Below are 24,371 nucleotides of genomic sequence, written 5' to 3'. Positions count from 1 at the left end.
TTTTTACCTTAAAAAAACATCGACATATCTTGAAAGCTACGGCCGTTTGAACAAACGGTGAGTGCACGCTTTATTGATAGGGCAAGTCATCACTTTCAAGCCCGTCTTTGATAAGGAAATCAAGGTATGTCAGAAGCACCGAAATACATGTACACCTCTGACCAAGTCACGGAGGCATTCGATGAAATAATAGCGACGCTGTTCAAGGGCATCACTGCCGAGGACACGCCAAAAATACTGATGGTTGCCGGGCTACAGGGTTCGGGCAAGACGTATTTGCTCGAAAAGACCCTCATACCGTCAAAACGCTACGACAACTATGTTCGTTTGTACCTTCCCGAATACCGGGAAAAACACCCTCAATATGAGGAGATGATCAAGCTTGGTGTTCTGCATGCCTACGAGCATACGGAAGCATTTGTTCGGGAAGTCAGCGAGAAGATCTTTGAGAACGCATACACCGCCAAATACAACATCATCATGGAATGCGCGTTCGACAGCATCGGTTTCGCGACTTTTCCACTGGGGGCAACGGCCAAAGGTTATCAATTCGAGAACCACATTGTGGGTTGCGCTCAAGAGTTCGCTCATGTGTCGAGCATCAAAAGAGCACTGAAGAGTCTGGAAAACAAAGAAATGGAAAGGTTCCTCCCGGCATCGAAGCTGGAGACCAGCATGGGCTACGCGCAAGCGATTATTCTTGCTTTTGATACGGCTGCGAAGGCGATAAGCGGTGGGCAAACCTGCTTGTACGAGCGCGGATTCGGCGCGCTGCATGAACGAGTCCTAGTGGCTCAAAGCACCTACTCAAAGGCTGCCGGGGGTGCAGTCACCACCACGACAACCAAAAAGGAGTTTGCACTGAGCGACTACTCCAACATCATTGACAATCAAGTCTTCGCGATTCGCGAACGCGACCAGGTCGTAAAGGAATGTCACGTTGCACTGCACAAGACACAGGGGCATGCCAAGGATGTCCCTGACTTTGTCTACAACGACCTGTATGGCTACATCGTCAAATACGTGTACCGATAACACTTTGCGTCCAGTGCCGCTTTTCAGTTTTCCAAATTTTCGGTTTGTCCCATACTCCAGCAAAACAATCATGACATGAGGGCTCAATGAGCGAAGATCGAATCAAAGCCAGCACCATCGAGGACGGGCGTTTTCGCCTGTTGATCGATGCGGTGATTGACTATGCGATCTACATGATTGATCCCGACGGCATCATCACCAGCTGGAATGCCGGCGCCAAGCGCTTTAAAGGGTATGAGGAAGCCGAAATTCTCGGTCAGCACTTCTCGCGTTTCTACACCGAAGAGGATCGTCTCAAAGGATTGCCCCAGCGGGCGCTGGATACGGCGATCCGCGAGGGGCGTTTCGAAGGGGAAGGCTGGCGGGTTCGCAAGGACGGCACGCATTTCTGGTGCCACGTGGTAATCGATCCGATTTTCGATGCCACGGGCACATTGTTGGGTTTTGCCAAGATCACCCGGGACCTGACCGACCGCAAGATGGCCGAAGAAGTTCTCAAGCAAAGCGAGCAGCAGTTCCGGCTATTGGTGCAAAGCGTCACGGACTACGCCATCTACATGCTCGACGCTGATGGACGGCTGACCAACTGGAACCCTGGAGCCCAGCGCATCAAGGGTTACCTGCCCGAAGAAGTGATCGGCCAGCATTTTTCGATGTTCTACACCCCGGAAGATCGCGAAGCCGGCGAACCGAAACGCACGCTGGACACTGCGGTTCGTGAGGGGCGGTTCGAAAACAAGGGCTGGCGACTGCGCAAGGACGGCACACGGTTCCTGGCGCATGTCGTGGTCGACCCGATTTGGGGCGACACCGGCACATTGCTCGGTTTCGCCAAGATCACCCGGGATATCACCGAAGCGACCCACGCCCAGCAGGCCCTCGAACAAACCCGCGAGGCGCTCTTTCAGGCGCAAAAGATGCAGGCCATCGGGCAACTCAGCGGAGGCATCGCCCATGACTTCAATAACCTGCTGACTGTGATCCTTGGCAATCTGGAAATCGTCCGCAAGCGCGTGGGGGAGGATCCGAAAATCACCCGGTTGCTGGACAACGCCGCTCAGGGCGCCTTGCGCGGTGTTTCGCTGACCCAACGCATGCTGGCCTTTGCCAGGCGCCAGGAATTGAAGACCGAGCCTGTCGAAATACCGAAGTTGGTAGAGGGCATTACCGGTCTGTTGCGCAGTTCCCTCGGGCCTGCCGTGGTGCTCGAAACCCGTTTTTTGCAAGCGCTCGAACCTGTGCTGGCCGACGTCAACCAACTCGAACTGGCGGTCCTGAACCTGGTGACCAACGCCCGCGATGCAATGCCCCACGGCGGGAAAATCCTGATCAGCGCCAAGTCTGAAGAAGCCGGGGATCATTCCTCGCTCTCGCCAAAGTCAGGCCGTTATGTCTGCCTGAGCGTCAGTGATTCGGGGGAGGGCATGGATGACGCCACTCTAGCCTCGGCGATGGACCCGTTCTTCACCACCAAGGGGGTGGGCAAAGGCACGGGGCTGGGATTGTCGATGGTTCATGGTTTCATCGAACAGTTGGGCGGGCGATTCATTCTGAAAAGCCAAAAGGACAAGGGAACCACGGCTGAACTGTGGATACCCGTCGCTACAAACGGATTAGCTGACAAGCCTGCCCAGGAGGAGGCCGCGCCACCGGTGCCGCGCCTGTGCGTGCTAGTGGTGGACGATGACAGCCTGGTGCTGACCAGTACCTGCCTGTTGCTCGAAGATTTGGGCCATCGGGTGATCAGTGCGATGTCCGGGGTTCAAGCGCTGAAAGTGTTCGACAGCGAGCAGGCCATCGATCTGGTCATTACCGACATGGCCATGCCGCAAATGGATGGCGCGCAACTGGCGCAGGCGATCCGAAACATCAAACCGGACCTGCCGATCATCCTCGCCACGGGTTATGCCGATCGACTGGAAGGCTTTGCGACAAAACTCCCGCGCCTGTCCAAACCTTTTACTCAACTCAATCTGGTGGAGATCATTGCCTCGACGATGAAATAACTCATTGTTCGGTCGCGGAGCCTGCGTTCTTTTTGAACCCGCGCAGGTTCATGGCACACAGGCAAAACTGCAACACGATCAACGCGTAGGCCTGGGACTGGTAACCCCAGATCACCCATAAAATGTTACTGAGGATAAAACAGATGAACCCCCAGACCCGGTGCCTGGGGGTTCGTGAACCGATCAGCCACGCCGCCAGCACCGTCACCAGCATCGCTGGCCATTGCACCCAATCAAAATCGTCCATTGCAGGCCCCTTGCAGTATTAATTCAGCTGAACTTGTCAGTAGACGTTTCTTCTAAACGTTTTCCATCCTGTGCGTGACTCCCTTGCCAAGAATACTGACTGAAGCCTATTCCGAAGAAGCCCTGACCGAACACAACGCCAAGATGTTCGGCTCGCCCAAGGAGCGCCTGGATTTCTACCGCCGGGAAATCCAGTACGAAACCAGCATTCTGGCCAATCGCACTGACGCCTACTTGGCGGCGCAATCGTTTCTGGTGATTGCTTTCGCGTCGTGCATGTCCAACTTGAATCCCGAGTGGGGCAAACTCTTCACCCTGGTGGTGCCGCCGTTTCTGGCGCTGTTGGGGCTGCTCAGTTCCCTCAACGCCTGGCCGGGCATACGCGCGGCGTACGACATCATCGATCACTGGCACTTCAAACAGAGTGAATTGCTGCGCAGCGAACCCTTGATGGGACTCGCTTACGACGAGTCGCCGCTGTTCAGTAAGATGGAATCGTCCCACAAGGGCTATCGCAAGTCGCTGTTGTTCTCGTTGCGTACACCCTGGATTTTCGCCACGTTCTGGGTGTTGCTGGGCAGTTACGCGTTTTATATCCAGGTGACCAATCCGGGCGCGTGAGACGCAAAAATAAAAAGGCCCGGCAAACGCCGGGCCGTTTTATTGCCTGCCACTTGATCAGGCCGCCAGATTGGCCGCACTCATTTCTTTCTTGTACTGGGCCTTAAGGCTTTCCATTTGCGCACCCAAATCTTCGAGGGTGGCTTTGCCCAGCAGCTTTTTGGCCTGAGGAAACATTTCCGTTTCTTCCTCTTCGATGTGGTGCTCCAGCAATTCCTTGACCACTTTCACGCGTCCGGCGAATTCGACAGAGGACGGGTCGGTGACTTTCAAGTCTGGCAGCACCAGAGAATCGACGGTGCGGTGTTCTTCCTTGGCTTCGTAATACATGACGTCCTGTTCTTTGCCGCCCGCTTTCTTATACGCCGGGTACAGGACTTCCTCTTCGAGTCGGGTATGGATGGTGATCTCCATTTCAAGCTTGGCCAGCAGCTCGGTGCGTTTTTTAACGCCACGTTCGGTGGATTCGCTCAGTTGGGTCAGGATGCCCTTTACGCGTTCATGGTCGGCTTGCAACAGATCAATGGCGTTCATGGTCGAGTCTCTCGAATAGTCACGGGGATGAGCGCGAACGGTCTCAAGGCCGAAGGTCGCTGATAGTCCTGGAGCATTTGTCGTGCCGGATTGGCTACTGAAGCAACTGCCTTGAAAATCAACAGGTTGAACTCGGCAATGGCGAACTGCGGTCATGCAGCCTGCATGAGTCCGGATTTTGACTCATGCAGTTCGCGGTTTCATTTTCGCAGCGCCCAAATACCGATGCCTTTATTGACCAGCGAGGATACCGGCGCTCTAGACTCGACCCATTGTGGGAGCGAGCTTGCTTGCGAATGCGGTGTTTCAGAAACAGAAATGTCGACTGACACACCGCATTCCCGAGCAGGCTCGCTCCCAAAGTTATTTCGGCATCAAATCAAGTCTTTTGCTTTTTTTGCTGTTCATACCAAGCCAGCATCGGTTGCGTACTGATGCCATGAATGAGGATGCTCAGCGCCACCACCGACAACGTCAGGTCGGTGCAAAGCGCTGCGATTGAAGGTGCAAGCCCATGGTTCAGGGCATAGAAAAGGTAATACAGACTGCCGATGCCGCGAATGCCGAACCAGCCGATCAACAGACGCTGACGACCGTCCAGCAAGCCACGCCAGGGCAGGGCGACTACGCTCAGCGGTCGAATCAGGCAAAACAACACGCCGCCGACCAACAGCGCTCGCCAGTCCCAGTGCGCAATCAGCACGACACCGAGCAACGTCACCAGAAACACTTCCATGGCACGTTCGACCAGGCTGCCGAACGCGAGCATGTCGCCCATCATGATGCCGGCGGCGACTTGCGTGTCTTCAAGACCTTCGGTATCGCCATGCACGGCCTGGTGCGGTTCGACGTTCTGATGGCCGACCACCGGCTGTACCTGAAGCTCGGCCGGCAGTTCGTCGTCGCCGGTGGATTTGACCTCTTCATGGCGCAGGCCCAGGCCCGCTGCGAACACGGACAAAAAGCCGTAGCCATGAATTGCTTCGGCACCGACGTACGCCAGGGCGATCAACGCGAGGGCCAGGTAGTCGTTGGGTGAAAGGGTGCTGTCGTCATTTTGGATCCGCAGCGCCAACGTAAGGCGACCAATGCCGCGCCCCATCGCATAACCCGTGAGCAGACCGGCGGGGACGGCCCAGAGCAGACTGCGCAACGCCCAGTCGCCCAGCCAGCCGGGGTTGCCGTCGTGTTGCAACAGCAGCAACCCGAGGATCACGAACGGAAAGGCAATCCCGTCGTTGAGCCCCGCTTCACCGGAGAGGCCGAACCGCACGCTATCGTCATCCCGGGCGTCGTTGACTTGCACCAGCGCGGCGAGTACCGGGTCGGTGGGTGCCAGTATCGATCCAATCAACACGGCGGCGCCCCAGGACAGTTCGAAACCGTAGTGCAACAGCAGGCTGACACCGGCAATGGTCAACACCATCACCGGTCCGGCCAGGCCGGCGGCGATGCGCCAGTTTTTGTCCTTGAAGGGCGAGCGCAACTTCAGACCACACACAAACAGCGAAAAGAGCACCGCGACTTCCGTCAGGTGCTCCATCCAGGTCGAGGCGTCGTTCATGTCCAGCTTCAACAGACCGAGCGCTGACGGCCCGATGACGACCCCCAGCATCAGGCACACCGCTGATGTCGTCACCGGCATCCAGCGCAGGTACGACGACGTCAACGCCAGAGTCAGCAGCACCGCACCCAATACCGCCACCCAGAGAATGAAGCTCATGCGCTGTACTCGCCAAAAGGATGCTCATTCAAAGCATAGGCTTGCCGCCGGTAATTCCGTAGCGTTGACCGGTGATGTAGCTGGCCTCATCCGACGCCAGCAGCACATAAATCGGCGCCACTTCGACCGGTTGTCCAGGTCGTCCCAGCGGTGTTTGCCCGCCAAAATTCTGCACTTCCTCATCCGGCATGGTCGAGACGATCAGCGGCGTCCAGATGGGCCCCGGCGCCACGCAGTTCACCCGGATGTTTTTCGGCCCCAGCATCTGTGCCAGGCCTGCGGTGAAGTTGGCAATCGCGCCTTTGGTCGTGGCGTAGGGGAGGAGGGTCGGCTTGGGCATGTCCGAATTGACCGAGCTGGTGTTGATGATCGAACTGCCGGGCTTCATGTGTTTCAGCGCCGCCTGGCAGATCCGGAAAATGGCGGTAATGTTGACGTCGAAAGTCATCACCCATTCTTCGTCCGGGATGTCCTCGAAATTTTCGTGGGTCATCTGGAACGCGGCGTTGTTGACCAGAATGTCGATGCGGCCAAAGCGCTCGACGGTCTTGTCGACCAGCGCCTGGCATTGCGCTTTCTGCGCGATGTCGCCGGGCAGCAACACGCATTGACGCCCGGCCTGTTCGACCCAGCGCGCGGTTTCCTGCGCGTCCTCATGTTCATTGAGGTAGGCAACGGCGACGTCCGCGCCTTCACGGGCGAAGGCGATCGCGACTGCGCGGCCGATACCGCTGTCGGCGCCGGTGATCAGGGCGATCTTGCCGTCCAGACGGCCGGAGCCTTTGTAGCTCTGCTCGCCACAATCCGGGTACGGGTCCATTTTCTTCTGGGAGCCGGGGACGGGCTGGCCCTGTTTCTTGAAGGGTGGTTTTGGATAGTCAGTCATCGGGAAATCTCCGTTCTCAAGGCAGAAGAGTCAAGGGGTGGACCCCGCTCTTTTGTCTTGAGTTCGGTTGGATTTCTCGGTCGTGTGACCAACGCAGATCCCTTGTGGGAGCATGTCAGCGGTTGCGGTTGATCAGGCTGCGTTCCATCCGCGCGATGCCTTCCTCCAGCAACGCACGCGGACAGCCGAAATTCAGGCGGACGAACTGTTTGCAGTCATCGCCAAAATCCAGGCCTGGGCTGAGCCCGACCTTCGCCTGTTCAAGGAAGAACTGCTGCGGATTCTCCAGACCCAGCGCCGAGCAATCGAGCCACGCCAGGTAGGTGCTTTGCGGTACGTTCATGGTGACGCCCGGCAGCCGGGTGCGAACCGCATCGACCAGGTAATCGCGGTTGCCTTGCAGGTAACCCACCAGCTCGGTCAGCCACGGCCCGGCTTCGGTATAAGCCACGCGTGTCGCTTCCATGCCCAGCGGGTTGACACTGTCGACCATGCCGCAACGGGCGTGGTTGACCCGCTCACGCAAAGCCCGGTCCTGAATGATCATGAACGAGGTCTTCAGGCCGGCGATGTTGTAGGCCTTGCTCGCCGACATCAGCGTTATGGTGCGCCGGGCTATTTCCGGGCTCAACGACGCGGTGGGAATGTGTTTGCGCCCGTCGAAGCACAGTTCGGCGTGGATCTCGTCGGAGATGATCCAGGCGTCCTGTTCCCGGCAGATATCGGCCACTGCTTGCAGTTCTTCCCTCGGGAACGCCTTGCCCAGCGGGTTGTGCGGATTGCTCAGCAGCAACGCGCCGCCACCGGCCAGCGACTGGCGCAAGGCGTCGAGTGGCGTGGCGTAGGTGCCGTCAGCCAGTGTGTCGAAACTCAATTCAACCTTGTTCAGGCCCCAATGGCCGGGAGCATGCCGCAGCGGCGGGTAGTTGGGAACCTGGACCACGACGTTCTGTTGCGGTTGCACCAGTGCGTTCAGGGCCATGTTGAAACCCGATTCCACGCCCGGCAGGAAAATCAGTTCCTGCGGCTCGACGCGCCAGGCGTACTTGTTCCACAGATCGGTGACGATGGCGTGGCGCAAGTCATCCTGAGCCACGCTGTAGCCGAGCAACGGGTGTTCCAGACGTTTTTGCAGGGCCTGGATGATCACCGGCGGCGCGGCGAAGTCCATGTCGGCGACCCACATCGGCAGAACCTCGGCCGGGTAGCGGCTCCACTTGGTACTGCCGGTGTTGTGGCGGTCGAACACCTGATCAAAATCGAAAGTCATGCTCATCTCATAAAGGCCGGGATTAATTCGGCAGACATGATAAGCGCCAAGCCCTTGTGGGAGCGAGCCTGCTCGCGAAGGGGCCGTCACATTCAGCATTGAAGTGCCCCACCGCATTCGCGTGCAGGTTATGGGCAGAGGGCTTGTCCGGCGGTCGGTTTTCACACAGTCCGCAACAGCTTTGTCTAGAGTTTGAAGTGTCGGTAGCCACGCTGCCGCCACCGTGATCGTCCAGAAAAACCCGGCAAAAGTACCGGGTCTACACCTGATCAGGAGTGCACGATGGACCTCAACCGTCGTCAGTTCTTCAAGGTCGCCGGTATCGGCCTTGCAGGCTCGAGCCTGGGCGCGCTGGGGATGGCCCCGGCGCCGGCCTTCGCCGAGCAGGTGCGCCACTTCAAGCTTGCCCACACCCATGAAACCCGCAACACCTGCCCGTATTGCTCGGTCGGTTGCGGCTTGATCATGTACAGCCAGGGCGATGCGGCCAAGAATGTCGCGCAAAACATCATCCACATCGAAGGCGATGCCGACCACCCGGTCAATCGCGGCACGTTGTGCCCGAAAGGCGCGGGCCTGCTGGACTTCATTCACAGCCCCGGCCGCCTGCAATACCCGCAGGTGCGCAAGCCGGGTAGCAGCGAATGGACGCGGGTGTCCTGGGATGACGCGCTGGATCGCATCGCCGACCTGATGAAGGCCGACCGCGACGCCAACTTCATCGAGAAGAATGACCAGGGCCAAACGGTGAACCGCTGGCTGACCACCGGTTTCCTTGCGGCCTCGGCGGCGTCCAACGAGGCGGGTTACATCACCCACAAGGTCATTCGCAGTCTCGGCATGCTGGGGTTCGATAACCAGGCGCGTGTCTGACACGGCCCGACGGTGGCAAGTCTTGCCCCGACGTACGGCCGTGGTGCCATGACCAATACCTGGACCGATATCGCCAACGCGAATCTGATCCTGGTGATGGGCGGCAACGCTGCAGAAGCGCACCCGTGCGGTTTCAAATGGGTGACCGAAGCCAAGGCGCACAACGCCGCGAGGCTGATCGTGGTTGACCCGCGATTCACCCGCACCGCTTCCGTGGCCGACTATTACGCGCCAATCCGCACCGGCACCGACATTGCCTTCATGGGCGGGCTGATCAATTACCTGCTGACCGAGGACAAGATCCAGCACGAATACGTGCGCAACTACACCGACGTGTCGTTCATCGTCAAAGCCGGGTATGGCTTCGAGGACGGAATCTTCAGCGGCTACGACGTGGCCAAGCGTGCGTATACCGACAAGTCCGGCTGGGGTTATGAACTCGGCGAAGACGGCTTCGTCAAGGTCGACCCGAGCCTGCAAGACCCACACTGCGTCTATCAATTGATGAAGCAGCATTACAGCCGCTACAACATCGAGCTGGCCAGTCAGATTTGCGGCATGCCCGTGGAGGCCATGCAAAAGATCTGGGAAGAGATCGCTACCTGCTCGCAACCGGGCAAGACCATGACGATTCTCTATGCCCTGGGCTGGACGCAGCACTCGATCGGTTCGCAGATTATCCGCAGCGCCGCCATGGTGCAGTTGCTGCTGGGCAACGTCGGCATGCCGGGCGGGGGCGTCAATGCCTTGCGCGGGCACTCCAATATCCAGGGGCTGACGGACCTGGGGCTGCTGTCCAATGCGCTGCCGGGCTATCTGACGTTGCCGCAGGACGCGGAGCAGGACTACAACGCCTACATCATCAAACGCACGCAAAAACCATTGCGGCCGGGGCAGCTGTCCTACTGGCAGAACTACAGCAAATTCCACGTCAGCCTGATGAAAGCCTGGTACGCCGGCAACGCCACGACCGAGAACAATTGGGCGTATGACTATTTGCCGAAACTCGACATCCCCAACTACGACATCCTCAAAGTGTTCGACCTGATGGGGCAGGGCAAGGTCAACGGCTACATGTGCCAGGGCTTCAACCCGATTGCCGCGTTGCCCGACAAAAACCGGGTGATGGCGGCGCTGGCCAGGTTGAAATGGCTGGTGGTGATGGACCCGCTGTCCACCGAAACCTCGGAGTTCTGGCGCAACGTCGGGCCGTACAACGACGTGGAAACCGCCGGCATCCAGACCGAAGTGATTCGCCTGCCCACCACCTGTTTCGCCGAGGAAGACGGCTCACTGGTTAACAGCAGCCGCTGGCTGCAATGGCACTGGAAAGGCGCCGACGGTCCCGGCGAAGCGCGCACCGACGTGCAGATCATGAGCGAGCTGTTCCTGCGCCTGCGTCAACGCTATCAAGCCAATGGCGGCGCTTATCCCGACCCGATCCTCAAACTGTCGTGGCCCTACAAGATTGCCGACGAACCGACGCCGGAAGAGCTTGCCAGGGAAATCAACGGTTACGCCACGACCGACTTCACCGATGCCACAGGGGCGGCGATCAAGGGCAATGCGCAACTGGCCGGCTTCGGCCAACTCAAGGACGACGGCAGCACCGCGTCAGGCTGCTGGATTTTCTGCGGAAGCTGGACAGAGACCGGTAACCAGATGGCCCGTCGCGACAACAGCGATCCGTACGGCATGAAACAGCATCAGGGCTGGGCCTGGGCCTGGCCGGCGAACCGGCGGATTCTCTACAACCGCGCCTCGTGCGACCCACAAGGCAAACCGTGGGACGAGAAAAAACGCCTCGTGTGGTGGAACGGCAAAGTCTGGGGCGGCACCGACGTGCCGGACTTCAAGGCCGACTCGCCACCGGAAGCCGGGATGAATCCGTTCATCATGAACCCCGAAGGCGTGGCGCGATTCTTTGCCGTGGACAAGATGAACGAAGGCCCGTTCCCGGAACACTACGAGCCGTTCGAAACACCCATTGGCATCAACCCGCTGCACCCGGAAAACAAGAAAGCTACCAGCAACCCGGCGGCGCGGATCTTCGATTCGGTGTGGGATTCCCTCGGCGTGGCCAAGGATTATCCGTACGCCGCTACCAGCTACCGCCTGACCGAACATTTCCACTTCTGGAGCAAGCACTGCAAGCTCAATGCGATTTCCCAGCCCGAGCAATTCGTCGAGATCGGCGAGGTGCTGGCCAAGGAAAAAGGCATCGTCGCTGGCGACCGCGTGCGGGTCAGCAGCAAGCGCGGGCATATCGAAGCGGTGGCGGTGGTGACCAAGCGGATACGTCCGTTGCAGGTCAACAATCAGGTGGTGCACCAGATCGGCATCCCGTTGCACTGGGGATTTACCGGGCTCACGCGTCACGGTTACCTGACCAACACCCTGGTGCCGTTCCTCGGCGATGGCAACACCCAGACCCCGGAATCCAAGTCATTCCTGGTCAACGTGGAGAAAGTCTAAATGGCCAGCCAAGACATCATTGCCCGCTCGGCCACCACGACGGTTTCGCCGTCAGTGCGCAATCAGGAGGAAGTGGCCAAGCTGATCGACACCACCAAGTGCATCGGCTGCAAAGCCTGCCAGGTCGCCTGTTCGGAATGGAACGAACTGCGCGACGACGTCGGTCACAACCTCGGCACCTACGACAATCCCCAGGACCTGAGCGCGGAAACCTGGACCCTGATGCGCTTCACCGAGCACGAAACCGACGCCGGCAACCTCGAATGGCTGATCCGCAAGGACGGCTGCATGCATTGCGCCGAGCCGGGCTGCCTGGCGGCGTGCCCGAGTCCGGGGGCGATCATCAAGCATGCCAACGGTATCGTCGATTTCGATCAGGACCATTGCATCGGCTGCGGTTATTGCATCACCGGCTGCCCGTTCAACATCCCGCGGATCTCGCAAAAGGATCACAAAGCCTACAAGTGCACGTTGTGCTCGGACCGGGTCGCGGTGGGCCTGGAGCCAGCCTGCGTGAAAACCTGTCCGACCGGGGCGATTGTGTTCGGCACCAAGGACGACATGAAGGAACACGCCGCCGAACGCATCGTCGACCTCAAGAGCCGCGGTTTCGCCAACGCCGGTCTGTACGACCCCGAAGGCGTGGGCGGTACGCACGTCATGTACGTGTTGCATCACGCGGATACACCGGTGCTGTACGCCGGTTTACCGAACAGCCCGACGATCAGTCCGCTGGTGGAGTTGTGGAAAGGCGTGAGCAAACCCTTGGGTTTGCTGGCCATGGGACTGGCGGTGCTGGCCGGGTTCTTCCACTACGTGCGCATTGGCCCGCAGGTGGTTGAGGAAGATGAACTTCCGATCCTCAAAGACCTTGCGGTGCACGAAGTCGATCCGGCGGTGCACACCTTCGATCCGCGCGGGGAGGACAGACCATGATCCGCAGACAGATCCTGCGCTACACCTCGAACCAGCGCACCAACCACTGGCTGGTGGCGATCTTCTTTTTCATGGCGGCGCTGTCGGGGCTGGCGCTGTTTCATCCGGCGCTGTTCTGGCTCAGCAACCTGTTCGGCGGCGGGCCGTGGACGCGCATCCTGCATCCGTTCATGGGCGTGGTGATGTTCGTGCTGTTCCTGGGGCTGGTGATTCAATTCTTCCGGGCGAATTTCTTTATCAGCAATGACCGCTTGTGGCTGCGCCGTGTCGGGCGGGTGATCCAGAACGAGGAGGAGGGCGTGCCGCCGATCGGCAAGTACAACCCGGGGCAGAAGCTGCTGTTCTGGACGTTGCTGCTGTGCATGCTGGTGTTGTTGTTCAGCGGGCTGGTGATCTGGCGCGCGTATTTCAGCGTTTACTTTGGCATTACAGCGATTCGCTGGGCGATGCTGCTGCATGCGCTGGCCGGTTTCGTCCTGGTGTTGAGCATCATCGTGCACATCTACGCCGGCATCTGGATCAAGGGCTCGGTCAGCGCCATGGTGCATGGCTGGGTCAGCCGCGCCTGGGCAAGGAAACACCATGAGCTCTGGTACCGGGAAGTGACGCGCGACGAACACCCCGAACGGCCGGTCAGTAAAAAAGGATAAGCACCTTGGCGACGATTCTTGAGCCTGGCGAAATTGAAGCGGCGGCGAGTTCTCCGCCGTTTCTGCACCTGCCGCCGAACAACCTGTTCGCGTTGCGCGCGCAGCGACTGGAACGGTTGGCTGAGGGGCATCCTTTGGCCGATTACCTGCTTTTGGTGGCTGGGCTGTGCCGGGTTCAGCAGCAGTTGATGGATGCTCCTCCCGTCGTTGCGTTGCCGGACCCCGAACGTCTGCGGGTTTGCCAGCAACATGGCTTGCCGCCGTTCGCTGCCGACAGTCTGGTGCGCGAGGACGATTGGCTGCCTTGGCTCGATGCGCTGTTGCAGCGTTATCGGCCACCGTCGCAACTGGAAGTCGAAAACGCGATAACCCGTTTGCGCAATGCCAGCGTCGGCCAACTTAAAGCCTGGGCAATTGCCTTGGTCAGTGGCCAGTTTGCGTTGCTGCCCGCGGCGTTGGTGCCTTTTCTGGGCGCTGCATTGCAGGCCGTCTGGAGCCATTGGTTGCTGAACACGCCTGATCTGGTCTTGAAGCCCGGCGACAGTCTCAGCCAGTGTCCGGCGTGCGGTTCGCCGGCGATGGCCGGGGTGATCCGGCATCGCGGCAAACACAACGGCTTGCGTTATCTGGTGTGTTCGCTGTGTGCCTGCGAATGGCATGTGGTGCGGGTCAAATGCGTGTATTGCGAGCAGAGCAAGGGGCTTGAATATGTCAGCCTCGATGATGACCGCCATGCGGCCAATCATGCGCCGTTGCTCGCTGAAGTCTGTCCCGGTTGTCGCAGTTACCTGAAATTGTTGTACCTGGAGAACGATGCTGACGCCGAAGCGCTGTCGGGTGACCTGACTAGCCTGATGCTGGACATGCGCCTGGAGCAGGAAGGGTATCAACGGCTGGCGCCGAATCTTTTGTTTGCGCCTGGGGGGGACTGAATTTGTTTTGCTGGGGGACGCTGGGGGACGCTGGGGGCAGCGGGGGTAGCGGGGGTAGCCATTTCATTAGCGGGTTACTTGGAAAAGCGCCAACTAACCAAGCGCTTTTGCCCCTTTCGTTCGGTGCCTCGCTTAGGCTCGGCATGCCCGCGCTCCGGTCCTGCTCCGTGGGCCCGCCGCCATCGGCCATCCACGCCGGGTTGCCCACTGCGCAGAACCTCCACACGGCCTCTCGAGGGGGCGAGTACCGCCACAGCACCGCGAGGCGGCCTTACCGGCCGGCCTGGCTCTTCGGATGTATGCATTCCCCCTGTGGGAGCTAGCCTGCTAGCGATGTACGTTAACGATAACGCGTGCGGTCTGGATGAACGCGGTGTCTGGACGTCCATCGCGAGCAGGCTCGCTCCCACAGGGATTCCGGGGACATTCGCAAGAAAAGGTCGGCTGTCAGGCCGCCATCGCACGAGCGCCAGCCGTACGCAGATTCATTGTGGGAGCGAGCCCGCTCGCGAAGAGGCTCAGCGACTACACTCAGGCGGTCAGCCGTTTACGGGAGCCCCTGATGCCCTCCAGATCCGCCTGCCCGGCCTTGCGGCTACCTTCCATCGACCGTTTGCTGCGCCATCCGGCATGTCAGCCACTGGCCGAACGCTATGGGCGCGAAGCGCTGCTGGCCTGTTTGCGACAACTGCTGGATGACCTGCGCGAGCCGGTCATTTCAGGACAACTCGACGCGATAGAAATCACCCCCGAAACCCTCGCGGGCAGGGCTGTCGAGCGCCTTGCCCAACAGCAACGCAGCCATGTCCGTCGCGTGTTCAACCTCACCGGCACCGTGCTGCACACCAACCTCGGTCGCGCATTATTGCCGCAGGAAGCGATTGACGCGGTGCAGATGGCCGCCCGTTATCCGCTCAACCTGGAATTCGACCTGCACAGCGGCAAGCGCGGCGACCGCGACGACCTGATCGAAGGCCTGATCCGCGAACTGACTGGCGCCGAAGCCGTGACCGTGGTCAACAACAACGCGGCCGCCGTGCTGCTGACGCTCAACAGCCTGGGCGCGCGCAAGGAAGGGATCATTTCCCGTGGCGAACTGATCGAAATCGGCGGTGCGTTCCGCATTCCCGACATCATGGCGCGGGCCGGGGTGAAGCTGCACGAAGTCGGCACCACCAATCGCACCTACGCCAGGGATTACGAAGCCGCCATCGGCCCGCGCAGTGGTCTGGTCATGCGCGTGCACGCCAGCAACTACAGCATTCAGGGCTTCACCACGAGCGTGCCGACCGCTGAACTGGCAGAGCTGGCGCACAAGCATGGCTTGCCGCTGCTCGAAGACCTCGGCAGTGGCAGCCTGCTGGACCTGACTCGCTGGGGCTTGCCCGCCGAACCGACGGTGCGCCAGGCATTGCTCGACGGTGCGGACATCGTCACCTTCAGCGGCGACAAACTGCTCGGCGGGCCACAGGCCGGGCTGATTGTCGGCCGTAAAGACCTGATCGCGAAGATCAAGAAGAACCCACTGAAAAGGGCGTTGCGCGTCGACAAACTGACCCTCGCCGCCCTCGAAGCCGTGCTGGGTCTGTACCGCGATCCGGATCGCCTGGCGGAACGCCTACCGAGTCTGCGCCTGCTCACCCGGCCACAGGCAGACATCTTCGCCCAGGCCGAGCGCCTGCAACCATCGCTGGCCAAGATGTTGGGCGAGGCCTGGAGCGTCAGCGCAGTGCCGGCGCTGGGCATGATCGGCAGCGGCAGCCAACCGGAGGCGCGCCTGCCGAGTGCGGCGTTGTGCCTGCGACCGGATGTCAGCAAGCGCCTGCGCGGTCGGCGGTTGCTTGATCTGGAGGCTGCCTTCAGACAGCTGGATATTCCCGTGCTCGGTCGCCTTGATGACGACGCGTTTTGGCTGGATCTGCGGCAACTGGACGACGAGCCGGCGTGGCTGGCGCAACTCGATCAACTGCAGGTGCCCGGGTGATCGTCGGCACCGCCGGGCACATCGACCACGGCAAGACCGCCTTGCTGCAGGCCTTGACCGGCCAGGCGGGCGACCGTCGCCGGGAAGAGCGTGAGCGGGGCATGACCATCGACCTCGGCTATCTGTATTGCGCGCTCGAACCCGGCGCGGCCCTGACCGGTTTTATCGACGTGCCCGGTCATGAACGCTTCACCCACAACATGCTGGCCGGGGCGCAGGGCATTGATCTGGTGCTGCTGGTGGTCGCCGCCGATGACGGCGTCATGCCCCAGACCCGCGAACACCTGGCCATCGTCGAACTGCTGGGCATTCCTTGGGCATTGATTGCGATCACCAAATGCGACCGGGTCGATCCTTCCAGGGTGCAGGCCGTGCGCGAACAGATCGTAACCTTGCTGGCGCCCGGTCCTTTTGCCGATGCGCCGCAGATTGCTCTGTCGAACACGACCGGCGAGGGCATCGAAACGCTGCGTCAGGCTTTGCTGGATGCGCAAAAAAACGTGCTCCAGCGCAGTACCCACGGCGGGTTTCGTCTGGCGATTGATCGGGCGTTCAGCGTCGCCGGCGCGGGAATTGTGGTGACCGGCACGGCGTTGTCCGGGCAGGTGGCGGTCGGCGACACGCTATTGCTCGGTCCGCAGGGCAAGCCGGTGCGGGTACGCGGCCTGCATGCGCAGAATCAGGCCGCCGACAGCGCAACGGCAGGCCAGCGAGTAGCGTTGAATCTGAGCGCCGAACGCCTGGCGCTGGAGCAGATTCATCGGGGGCACTGGCTGTTGGCCGAGTGGCTGTATGCGCCAACGCAACGGCTGGACATCGACATGCACCTGTTAGCCAGTGAAGCCAGGGCGTTCGGACATTTCCAGCCGGTGCACGTGCACCTCGGGACTCAGGACGTAACGGGGCGAGTGGCGTTACTGGAGGGATCCAGCCTGGCGCCGGGTCAGCGAATGTTCGCGCAGCTCCTGCTCAATGCACCCGTGCAAGCGGTGAACGGCGACCCTTTGATCCTGCGCGATCAAAGCGCTCAACGCACCCTCGGCGGTGGCCGGGTGCTGGACCCGTTCGCGCCATCCCGACAGCGCCGAAGCCCAGAGCGACTGGCGCAGTTGCAGGCATTGGCCACGACGACAAATCTGGAAGCCGTCTTGCCGGCATTGCTGGCCAACAGCGACACCGGACTCAATCCGCAGCGACTGGAACGCCAGTTCAACCGTCCGCGCGGCACCTGGGATCTGCCCGATGATGTACGCCTGATCGACACGCGCCAGGGACAACTGCTGTTCAGTACGCTGCGTTGGGAAACGCAAAAAGCCCGGTTGCTGGAGCATTTGGCGCGTTTTCATCAACTGGAACCGGACCAAATGGGCCCGGACCGGGATCGCCTGCGCCGGTTCACCGGCACGGCGCTGGATCGCGCCACGTTCATCAGCCTGCTCGACGAACTACTGGCCAGCAACGTGATTACCGCCAGCGGACCGTGGCTGCATTTGCCCGGTCATCAGGTACGTTTGAGCGAGGAGGACGAAGCCCTGTGGCAACACTTGCAACCGTTGTTCGAACAGGCCGGATTCGATCCGCCGTGGGTGCGAGATCTGGGTTTCGATGAGGTGGCGGTGCGCCTGCTGCTGCGCAAGATGGCGCGCCTTGGCCTGGTGCATCAAGTGGTCCGCGACCTGTTTTACACCGATGCGATGCTACGTCGTCTGGCGGCTATGCTCTTGCAACTGGCGGCGCAAAACGAAGTGATCCAAGTCACGGCGTTTCGCGATGCAGTGGGCCTGGGGCGCAAACGCAGCATCCAGATTCTCGAATACTTCGACCGCATCGGCCTGACCCGACGCTTTGGCGACAAGCGCCATGTGCGTCTGGACAGCGCGCTGGCTCAGCCAACAGAGCACTGAGTTCATGGAAGGCAATCGCGCCCGGTGGCGCGGCCGGGCTTCAAACCCGGTTGGGGACGGCATCCGTTCCCGGGCAGGTTCGACTCCGGCTGCCTTCCGCCAATTTCCCTTCAAAGATGCCCGAAGTTCAGCGGGTACTGGATGACCACGTACACCCGGTCGATGTCATCGCCTGCCTGGGCGGTGTTGGCTCGATGTGACACATGGGACAGTTGCAGGGACAACCCTTTGGCCGTGCCGGACTGCACGATGTAGCGCAGGTCTATGTCGCGCTCCCAATGCCGGCCGCCATCGCCTTGTTGCGGCACGTAGTCACCGACGGACTCATCAAAAGGGTTGTAGGCGCCGCCCTTGGGCGCATGGGTACCGTCGATCTGGCTGCCCATGACGTAACGCGTCATGAAATTCAGGCCGGGAATCCCGAAGGTGCTCAAATCGAGGTCGTAACGTGCCTGCCATGAACTTTCATGGGCGCCGTTGAAGTCGGCGTACTTGATCGAGTTGGCCAGGTAAATCGAGTCTCCGCCGACAAAATCGAACGGCGTGTCGCCATTGATTTTTTGATACGCCAGCGTGAAGGCATGCGCAGCGACGGTGTACTTGCCCGAGAGGCTGAACGCGGTGTTGTCGATGGCGCCGGCCAGCGCTTTGCCGGTGTCATGCGTATGGTAGAGATTGGCGTCGATGAATACCCCGGGCTGCTTCAGGTGCAGGTTGGCGTAATACTGATGCCAGGTGTCGCTGAGTTCTGAGGCGTAGAGCGCACCGCCGACGGGGCGTTGGGTGAACAGGTCGGTGCCGAGAAACGTAATGCCTCCGGCCTCGGTGTTGGCGCCGTAGCCGTAGAAGTCGCCTTTGCTCGAAGAACTGTCCTGGTTCTTGAACGCTGTGAAATGACCGGCCACCAGATTCACGTCATCGATTTCGCGGCTGTTCAGCAGCAAGCCTGTGGCGTACTCCGGTTGCAGGCGTTTGTCCGCGGTGTCGAATACCGGGGTTTCGACCATCATTTCACCGAAGGCCAAGGTGGTTCGCGAGGCTCTGATTTTTAGCGCGCCACCGCCACTGGAGTAGTTGCCTTCGCTACGACCATCATCATTCACTGGCAGCAATCCGGTTCCGGAATGTCCCTTGCCGCCATCCAGTTTCAATCCCAGAAAAGAATGAGCATCCAGGCCAAACCCAAGCGTACCGGGTGTGAAACCGGATTCAAAAGCGCTGATAAAGCCTTGAGCCCATTCCGCTTTATAGCTTTTGCCTGTCGGCGAAGGGGATCGGTAATCGCTATTGAGGTAAAAGTTGCGGCTGAGCACGTCAAGCGTCGCGCCGTCCAGAAACCCTTGTGCGGGTTCATCAGCCAAGGCTGTTCCGGCGAACAGCATCGATAACCAGAAGGGCAATCCGGCGCGAAGATCTTGCTTGCGAAGCTTCATCGTCAATTACCACGCAGCAGCGACTGCGGAATGTCCACAGTCGCTTGCTATTTATAGGAAACCGCTTAGTGGCCTTCCGAGGCGCCGAACATGGTTTTGGCGTAAATCAGGCCCAGACCGTAGGAACCACCGTTGGCAATCGAGGTTTTCACGGTTTCGTCATAGGTCTCGGTACGTGCCCAGTCGCGCTGCAGTTCAAGCAGGTATTGCAACGAAGTCATCGGCCGCGCGCCGATCTGGATCATGCGTTGCATGGCCATTTCATGAGCTTCGGTGCTGACGTCACCACAGGCGTCGGCAATCACGTAGACCTCAAAACCCTGGTCGATGGCCGACAGCGCCGGGCCGACGATGCACACGGAGGTCCACAGGCCGGCGAGAACGATTTTCTGTTTGCCGAACTTGTTCACTTCAACGGCAATGCGCTCGTCTTCCCAGGTGTTCATGCTGGTGCGGTCGATGACGTTGTGTTCCGGGAACACCGATTTGATTTCGTCGAAGATCGGACCGGAGAAGCTCTTCTCGGCAACCGTGGTGAGGATGGTCGAGACCTTGAAGCCGCGGGCAGCCTTGGCCACCAGCGCAGCGTTGTTGCGCAGGGTCACGGCATCGATCGACTTGGTCGCAAAGGACATCTGCGATTGGTGGTCGATCATGATCAGCGTGTGGTCGGTCGGGGTGAGCAGGGTTTTGCCGGGAACTGCTTTTGCGATAGCCATGGCGATGTCCTTACGGGTGAGTGAGGAGGCTATGGTTGCTCAGATTCGCGCCGGGATATTGAACCGGTGTGCTGTGTTTTGACTTTCTTGCGGGGCGAGATCATCGCGCCGCCCCGCGCAATAAAAGCTATCGCGCGGGACAGTCCATCATTGCATCACGTAACGACCGGGTGCCGATTCAAGTGCAGGGTACTGGGCGTTGCCGGTGTGCAGCGCCGAAGGCTGACGTTCACCGGCGTGTTCGGCCAGCCAGGCGAACCAGTCATTCCACCAGCTGCCGGGATGTTGCTCGGCATTCTTGAACCAGGTATCGGGGTTTTTCGTGACCCGGTTATTGGTCCAGTAATGGCGTTTTTCCTTGGCGGGCGGGTTGATGACCCCGGCGATATGCCCCGAAGCGCCCAGCACGAAGCGCTTGGTGCCGGACAGCAGCTCGGTGCTGGCGTAAGCGCTTCGCCACGGCACGATGTGATCGTCATGGGTGGCGAGGATATACGCCGGCGCGTCGATGGAGTGCAGGTCGAGCTTGCCACCGCAGCAGTCCAGCTTGCCGGATTTCAGGTCGTTCTGCAGATAGGTGTGGCGCAGATACCAGCAGTACATCGGCCCTGGAAGGTTGGTGCTGTCGTTGTTCCAGAACAACAAGTCCAGCGGAATAGGCTTCTGACCCTTGAGGTATTTGTCGACGTTGTAGTTCCACCACAAATCATTGGGGCGCAACAGCGAGAAAGTGTTGCCCATGTCCTCGCCCTTGAACAGGCCGATGGGGCCGTCAACGCCACCGATGGTGCGCTCGCGGTAAGCCACCAGTTGCTCGTCGACGAAGATGTCGATGGGGCCGGTGTCGAGGTAGTCGAGGAACGTGGTCAACAGGCTCACGCTGCCGATCTCGCGATCACCGCGTGCCGCCAGCACCGCCAGCGCGGTGCTCAGCAGCGTGCCGCCAATGCAGAAGCCGACGCAATTGGGCCGTTGCTCGCCGCTGATTTCACGGGTGACGTGCAGGCCTTTGATGATGCCGGTTTCGATCAGGTCATCCCAGGTGGTGCCGGCGTGTGCCTGATCGAAGTTGCGCCACGACATCAGAAACACCGGATGACCTTGTTGCAACAGATGGCGAACCATCGAGTTGTCCGGGCGCAGGTCGAGGATGTAGTACTTGTTGATCGACGGCGGGACGATGAACACCGGGCGCCGATACTGGGTTTCGCTTTGCGGGTAGTACTGAATCAGCTGGAACAGTTCATTCTCGAACACCACTTCGCCAGGGGTGTTGGCCAGATCGACACCGACCTTGAAGGCGCCGCTGTCGCACTGGCGCATCTTGCCTTCCTGCAGGTCGCTGGCCAGGTGCAACAGGCCCGTGAGCAGGCTGCCGCCTTGAGTGTCCGCGGCCCGCTGCAGAGCATCGGGATTGCTCACCAGGAAATTGCTCGGTGCACCCGCGGCGATGGCTTGCTCCACGAGGTACAGCAGGCGCTGGCGGGGTTTCTTGTCTTTGATCGGCAGTTTATCGAGCAGTTTGAGCAGGAAACCGGCGTTAAGCAGGTAAAACGCGGCGAGGGAGCCGAACAGCGGCTCGCGCCAGTTGCCACTGGCGAAACGTCGATCTTCAAAGGTGAAGGGTTGGCCGGTCATCAACCGTTGGCCGAGGTCCGTCCATTGCAGTTGATAGTCCGATTGAAGGCTGTCCAGGGTGCCGCGCGGCAGGTCGAACCACTCGTTGTATTCCTGCCCGGTAAACCATGGATTGGTGCTGACCCATAAACGTAATTGTTGCACTGCAAAGGAGGCAATGAACGGAACCTGACCGGACCAGAAGGTGTTGAAGGTGTGCGCGTTAGTGTTCATGGAACTCCTTGCCCACATCAGTAAACCGGGCAGAAAAAAACCGCGGTGCCGGAATTCGGCACCGCGTCAGCAGTCAAGCAAGCAGTCCTGTGTTTCTTATTATCGTTCGATGACCAGGCTGACGCCTTGGCCGCCACCGATGCACAACGTGGCCAAGCCTTTTTTGCCGTCACGGCGAATCAGTTCGTGCACCAGCGACACCAGAATCCGCGCGCCCGACGCGCCGATCGGATGACCCAGCGCAATCGCGCCACCGTTGACGTTGACCTTGCGGGTGTCCCAGCCCAGTTCTCTGCCGACCGCCAGTGATTGCGCGGCGAACGCTTCGTTGGCTTCGATCAGGTCGAGGTCGTCCAGGCTCCAGCCGGCTTTCTCCAGCACCAAACGGGTGGCCGGGACCGGGCCGATGCCCATGATCGACGGGTCCACGCCCGCGCTGGCGTAAGCCTTGATGCGTGCCAGCACCGGCAAGCCGAGGGCCTGGGCCTTGGCGGCGCTGGCCAGCAGCAACACGGCGGCGCCATCGTTGAGGGTCGACGAGTTGCCGGCGGTCACACTGCCGTCTTTCTGGAACGCCGGTTTCAGGTTGCTAAACGCTTGCAGCGTGCTGCCCGGGCGCGGTTGTTCATCTGTGTCGAAAACCAGCGGATCGCCCTTGCGCTGAGGGATCAGGATCGGCGTGATTTCACGCTTGAAGTAGCCCGCTTCGATGGCGGCGGCAGCTTTTTGTTGCGAGGCGGCGGCGAAGGCGTCCTGATCTTCGCGGCTGAGGCTGTACCGAGTGGCCAGATTCTCAGCGGTGATGCCCATGTGGTAGTCGTTGAAGGCGTCCCACAAACCGTCCTGAATCACGCTGTCTTGCAATTGCGCATGACCCAGACGCAGGCCGGTGCGTGCCTTGGGCAGCACATAAGGCGCCAGGCTCATGTTTTCCTGACCGCCGGCAATCACCAGTTCGGCGTCGCCGCAACGGATCGCCTGAACAGCCAGTTGCACGGCCTTGAGGCCCGAGCCGCAGACCTTGTTCAGGGTCAGCGCCGGGGTGGTAAAGGGCAGGCCAGCCTTGATTGCCGTCTGGCGTGCCGGGTTTTGCCCCGAGCCTGCGGTGAGGACCTGACCGAGGATCACTTCATCGATCTGCGAGCCGTCCAGACCGGTCTCTTCCAGCAGACGGCGAATCACTGTGGCACCCAGCTCGGTGGCTGGAATCGCGGACAAGGCACCTTGAAAACTGCCAATGGCGGTACGAGTAGCGGCAACGATTACGACTTCGTTCATGCGTGACCTCATTAAAGTTTTGTCCAGCGGGAGCAGGGCGTCCTTGCCCTGATCGGTCTATTGCATGTTCATGCCGCCGTTCACCGAGAAGTCGGCGCCGGTGCTGTAGCCCGATTCATCGGAAGCCAGCCAGGCAACGATCGAAGCGATTTCTTCGGGTTGGCCGAGGCGCCCGACCGGGGTGGCCGCAATCATGGTGTCGAGGATGTCCGGGCGGATGGCCGCGGTCATGCTGGTCTGGATGTAACCCGGCGAGACGGTGTTGACGGTCACGCCCTTGCCGGACACTTCCCGTGCCAGTGCCATGGTGAAACCGTGGATGCCGGCTTTGGCCGCGCTGTAGTTGGTCTGGCCGAACTGGCCGCGCTGACCGTTGATCGAGGAGATATTGATCACCCGTCCCCAGCCCTTGGCCAACATCCCTTCAATCACCTGCTTGGTGGTGTTGAACACGCCGCTCAGGTTAGTGCCGATGACCGCGTTCCAATCCTCGGGCGTCAGCTTGCGAAAAGAGGCATCACGCGTGATGCCGGCGTTGTTGACCAGCACATCGATCGGGCCGAATTGTTCGCGCGCCATCTCGAAGGCCTTGCGCGTCGACTCCCAATCGGTGATGTCGCCGTAGATGCATTCGAACTGATAACCCGCCGCCAGCTGAGTGGCAATCCAGTCGTTCTTGCGGGCGGAATCAGCGCTGCAACCGACGATGACTTTGAATCCTTCCTTGTACAGGCGCTGGCTGATCGCCGTGCCAATCCCACCCATACCACCCGTGACCAACGCAATACGACCAAGCGACTTCATAAGCTCCGTTCCTTTTTATATTTTGCGCTGCAAGATGAGGGAGGATTGTTCGGTATTGGCGCAGGATGCGGAAGTGTTGGGAGGTGACGGGCTGGTGTCCAAAGGTGCCATGTCCGGATTAGTTGCATCCGGGCGACGAATGGCCTGAAACAGTGGCTAAAAATGAGGATTACCTATACTGGGATCAATATTGGCAACTGAACCACCCGTT

General features: G+C 60.0%; 19 protein-coding genes and 1 tRNA gene. 10 read left to right on the top strand and 10 right to left on the bottom strand.

The window, feature by feature from the left end; all coding sequences use genetic code 11:
* Window positions 1–126: 126 nt before the first annotated feature.
* Both ACA066_RS14100 and ACA066_RS14095 read left to right on the top strand, forming a co-directional pair.
* A complete protein-coding gene (locus tag ACA066_RS14100; RefSeq protein ID WP_497699721.1) occupies window positions 127–1,035 on the top strand; it encodes a zeta toxin family protein in 909 nt (302 codons plus the stop codon).
* A gap of 86 nt (window positions 1,036–1,121) precedes the next feature.
* Window positions 1,122–3,041, top strand: coding sequence for a hybrid sensor histidine kinase/response regulator (locus tag ACA066_RS14095; protein ID WP_497699720.1), 1,920 nt, complete (start codon window positions 1,122–1,124; stop codon window positions 3,039–3,041).
* A 1-nt stretch (window position 3,042) separates the two neighbouring features.
* Here the strand turns inward: ACA066_RS14095 and ACA066_RS14090 are convergent, their stop codons facing one another.
* Entirely contained in the window at window positions 3,043–3,288 is a 246-nt protein-coding gene (locus ACA066_RS14090; protein ID WP_497699719.1) for a hypothetical protein, read from the bottom strand.
* 83 nt (window positions 3,289–3,371) lie between these two features.
* Here ACA066_RS14090 and ACA066_RS14085 point away from each other — a divergent pair, with 83 nt between their 5' ends.
* Window positions 3,372–3,908 carry a hypothetical protein gene (locus tag ACA066_RS14085; protein ID WP_497699718.1) on the top strand — a complete coding sequence of 179 codons (537 nt, stop codon included), beginning with the start codon at window positions 3,372–3,374 and terminating at the stop codon, window positions 3,906–3,908.
* 57 nt (window positions 3,909–3,965) lie between these two features.
* Here ACA066_RS14085 and ACA066_RS14080 read toward each other — a convergent pair whose 3' ends face one another.
* The 4 genes from ACA066_RS14080 to ACA066_RS14065 all read right to left on the bottom strand — a co-directional run bounded on the left by ACA066_RS14080 (window position 3,966) and on the right by ACA066_RS14065 (window position 8,321).
* Window positions 3,966–4,442 carry a PA2171 family ribosome-binding persister protein gene (locus ACA066_RS14080; RefSeq protein WP_497699717.1) on the bottom strand — a complete coding sequence of 159 codons (477 nt, stop codon included), beginning with the start codon at window positions 4,440–4,442 and terminating at the stop codon, window positions 3,966–3,968.
* Between the two features lie 379 nt (window positions 4,443–4,821).
* Window positions 4,822–6,165, bottom strand: a complete 1,344-nt coding sequence (locus tag ACA066_RS14075) for a cation:proton antiporter (protein WP_497699716.1) — start codon at window positions 6,163–6,165, stop codon at window positions 4,822–4,824.
* Window positions 6,166–6,193: 28 nt separating this feature from the next.
* Window positions 6,194–7,051: an SDR family oxidoreductase gene (locus ACA066_RS14070; RefSeq protein WP_497699715.1), complete on the bottom strand. Its 858-nt coding sequence runs from the start codon at window positions 7,049–7,051 to the stop codon at window positions 6,194–6,196.
* A 115-nt stretch (window positions 7,052–7,166) separates the two neighbouring features.
* Window positions 7,167–8,321, bottom strand: coding sequence for a MalY/PatB family protein (locus tag ACA066_RS14065; protein ID WP_497699714.1), 1,155 nt, complete (start codon window positions 8,319–8,321; stop codon window positions 7,167–7,169).
* A gap of 282 nt (window positions 8,322–8,603) precedes the next feature.
* Between ACA066_RS14065 and fdnG the strand changes: the two genes are divergently transcribed.
* From fdnG to ACA066_RS14030, 7 genes are all read left to right on the top strand, one after another.
* Entirely contained in the window at window positions 8,604–11,669 is a 3,066-nt protein-coding gene (gene fdnG / locus ACA066_RS14060; protein ID WP_497699713.1) for a formate dehydrogenase-N subunit alpha, read from the top strand.
* The gene (gene fdxH / locus ACA066_RS14055) at window positions 11,670–12,605 is read left to right on the top strand and encodes a formate dehydrogenase subunit beta (RefSeq protein ID WP_497699712.1); all 936 of its coding nucleotides are present in this window, start codon (window positions 11,670–11,672) and stop codon (window positions 12,603–12,605) included. It begins immediately after the preceding gene.
* Window positions 12,602–13,255: a formate dehydrogenase subunit gamma gene (locus ACA066_RS14050; RefSeq protein ID WP_497699711.1), complete on the top strand. Its 654-nt coding sequence runs from the start codon at window positions 12,602–12,604 to the stop codon at window positions 13,253–13,255. Before fdxH ends, ACA066_RS14050 begins: the two co-directional genes overlap by 4 nt.
* 5 nt (window positions 13,256–13,260) lie before the next feature.
* Complete coding sequence (fdhE, locus tag ACA066_RS14045; protein ID WP_497699710.1) at window positions 13,261–14,187, top strand: formate dehydrogenase accessory protein FdhE; 927 nt, start codon at window positions 13,261–13,263, stop codon at window positions 14,185–14,187.
* Window positions 14,188–14,749: 562 nt separating this feature from the next.
* A complete protein-coding gene (gene selA / locus ACA066_RS14040) occupies window positions 14,750–16,171 on the top strand; it encodes an L-seryl-tRNA(Sec) selenium transferase (protein ID WP_497699709.1) in 1,422 nt (473 codons plus the stop codon).
* Complete coding sequence (gene selB / locus ACA066_RS14035; RefSeq protein WP_497699875.1) at window positions 16,168–18,075, top strand: selenocysteine-specific translation elongation factor; 1,908 nt, start codon at window positions 16,168–16,170, stop codon at window positions 18,073–18,075. The genes selA and selB overlap by 4 nt, the downstream gene beginning before the upstream one ends.
* 6 nt (window positions 18,076–18,081) lie before the next feature.
* Window positions 18,082–18,177, top strand: a tRNA-Sec gene (locus tag ACA066_RS14030).
* Between the two features lie 8 nt (window positions 18,178–18,185).
* Here the strand turns inward: ACA066_RS14030 and ACA066_RS14025 are convergent.
* From ACA066_RS14025 to phbB, 5 genes are all read right to left on the bottom strand, one after another.
* Window positions 18,186–19,508 (bottom strand): OprD family porin, encoded by a 1,323-nt coding sequence (locus ACA066_RS14025; RefSeq protein ID WP_497699708.1) that lies wholly within the window; start codon window positions 19,506–19,508, stop codon window positions 18,186–18,188.
* Window positions 19,509–19,573: 65 nt separating this feature from the next.
* On the bottom strand, window positions 19,574–20,227 hold the full coding sequence (locus ACA066_RS14020; RefSeq protein WP_084323411.1) for a hydrolase: 654 nt from the start codon (window positions 20,225–20,227) through the stop codon (window positions 19,574–19,576).
* Window positions 20,228–20,374: 147 nt separating this feature from the next.
* Window positions 20,375–22,078, bottom strand: coding sequence for a class I poly(R)-hydroxyalkanoic acid synthase (gene phaC / locus ACA066_RS14015; protein WP_497699707.1), 1,704 nt, complete (start codon window positions 22,076–22,078; stop codon window positions 20,375–20,377).
* A gap of 99 nt (window positions 22,079–22,177) precedes the next feature.
* Window positions 22,178–23,356 (bottom strand): acetyl-CoA C-acetyltransferase, encoded by a 1,179-nt coding sequence (locus ACA066_RS14010; RefSeq protein ID WP_497699706.1) that lies wholly within the window; start codon window positions 23,354–23,356, stop codon window positions 22,178–22,180.
* A gap of 57 nt (window positions 23,357–23,413) precedes the next feature.
* A complete protein-coding gene (gene phbB, locus ACA066_RS14005) occupies window positions 23,414–24,160 on the bottom strand; it encodes an acetoacetyl-CoA reductase (protein ID WP_497699705.1) in 747 nt (248 codons plus the stop codon).
* Window positions 24,161–24,371: the final 211 nt, after the last annotated feature.

The organism is Pseudomonas sp. LBUM1651 (assembly GCF_059716135.1).
This window is presented reverse-complemented; position numbering and strand designations above follow the sequence as displayed.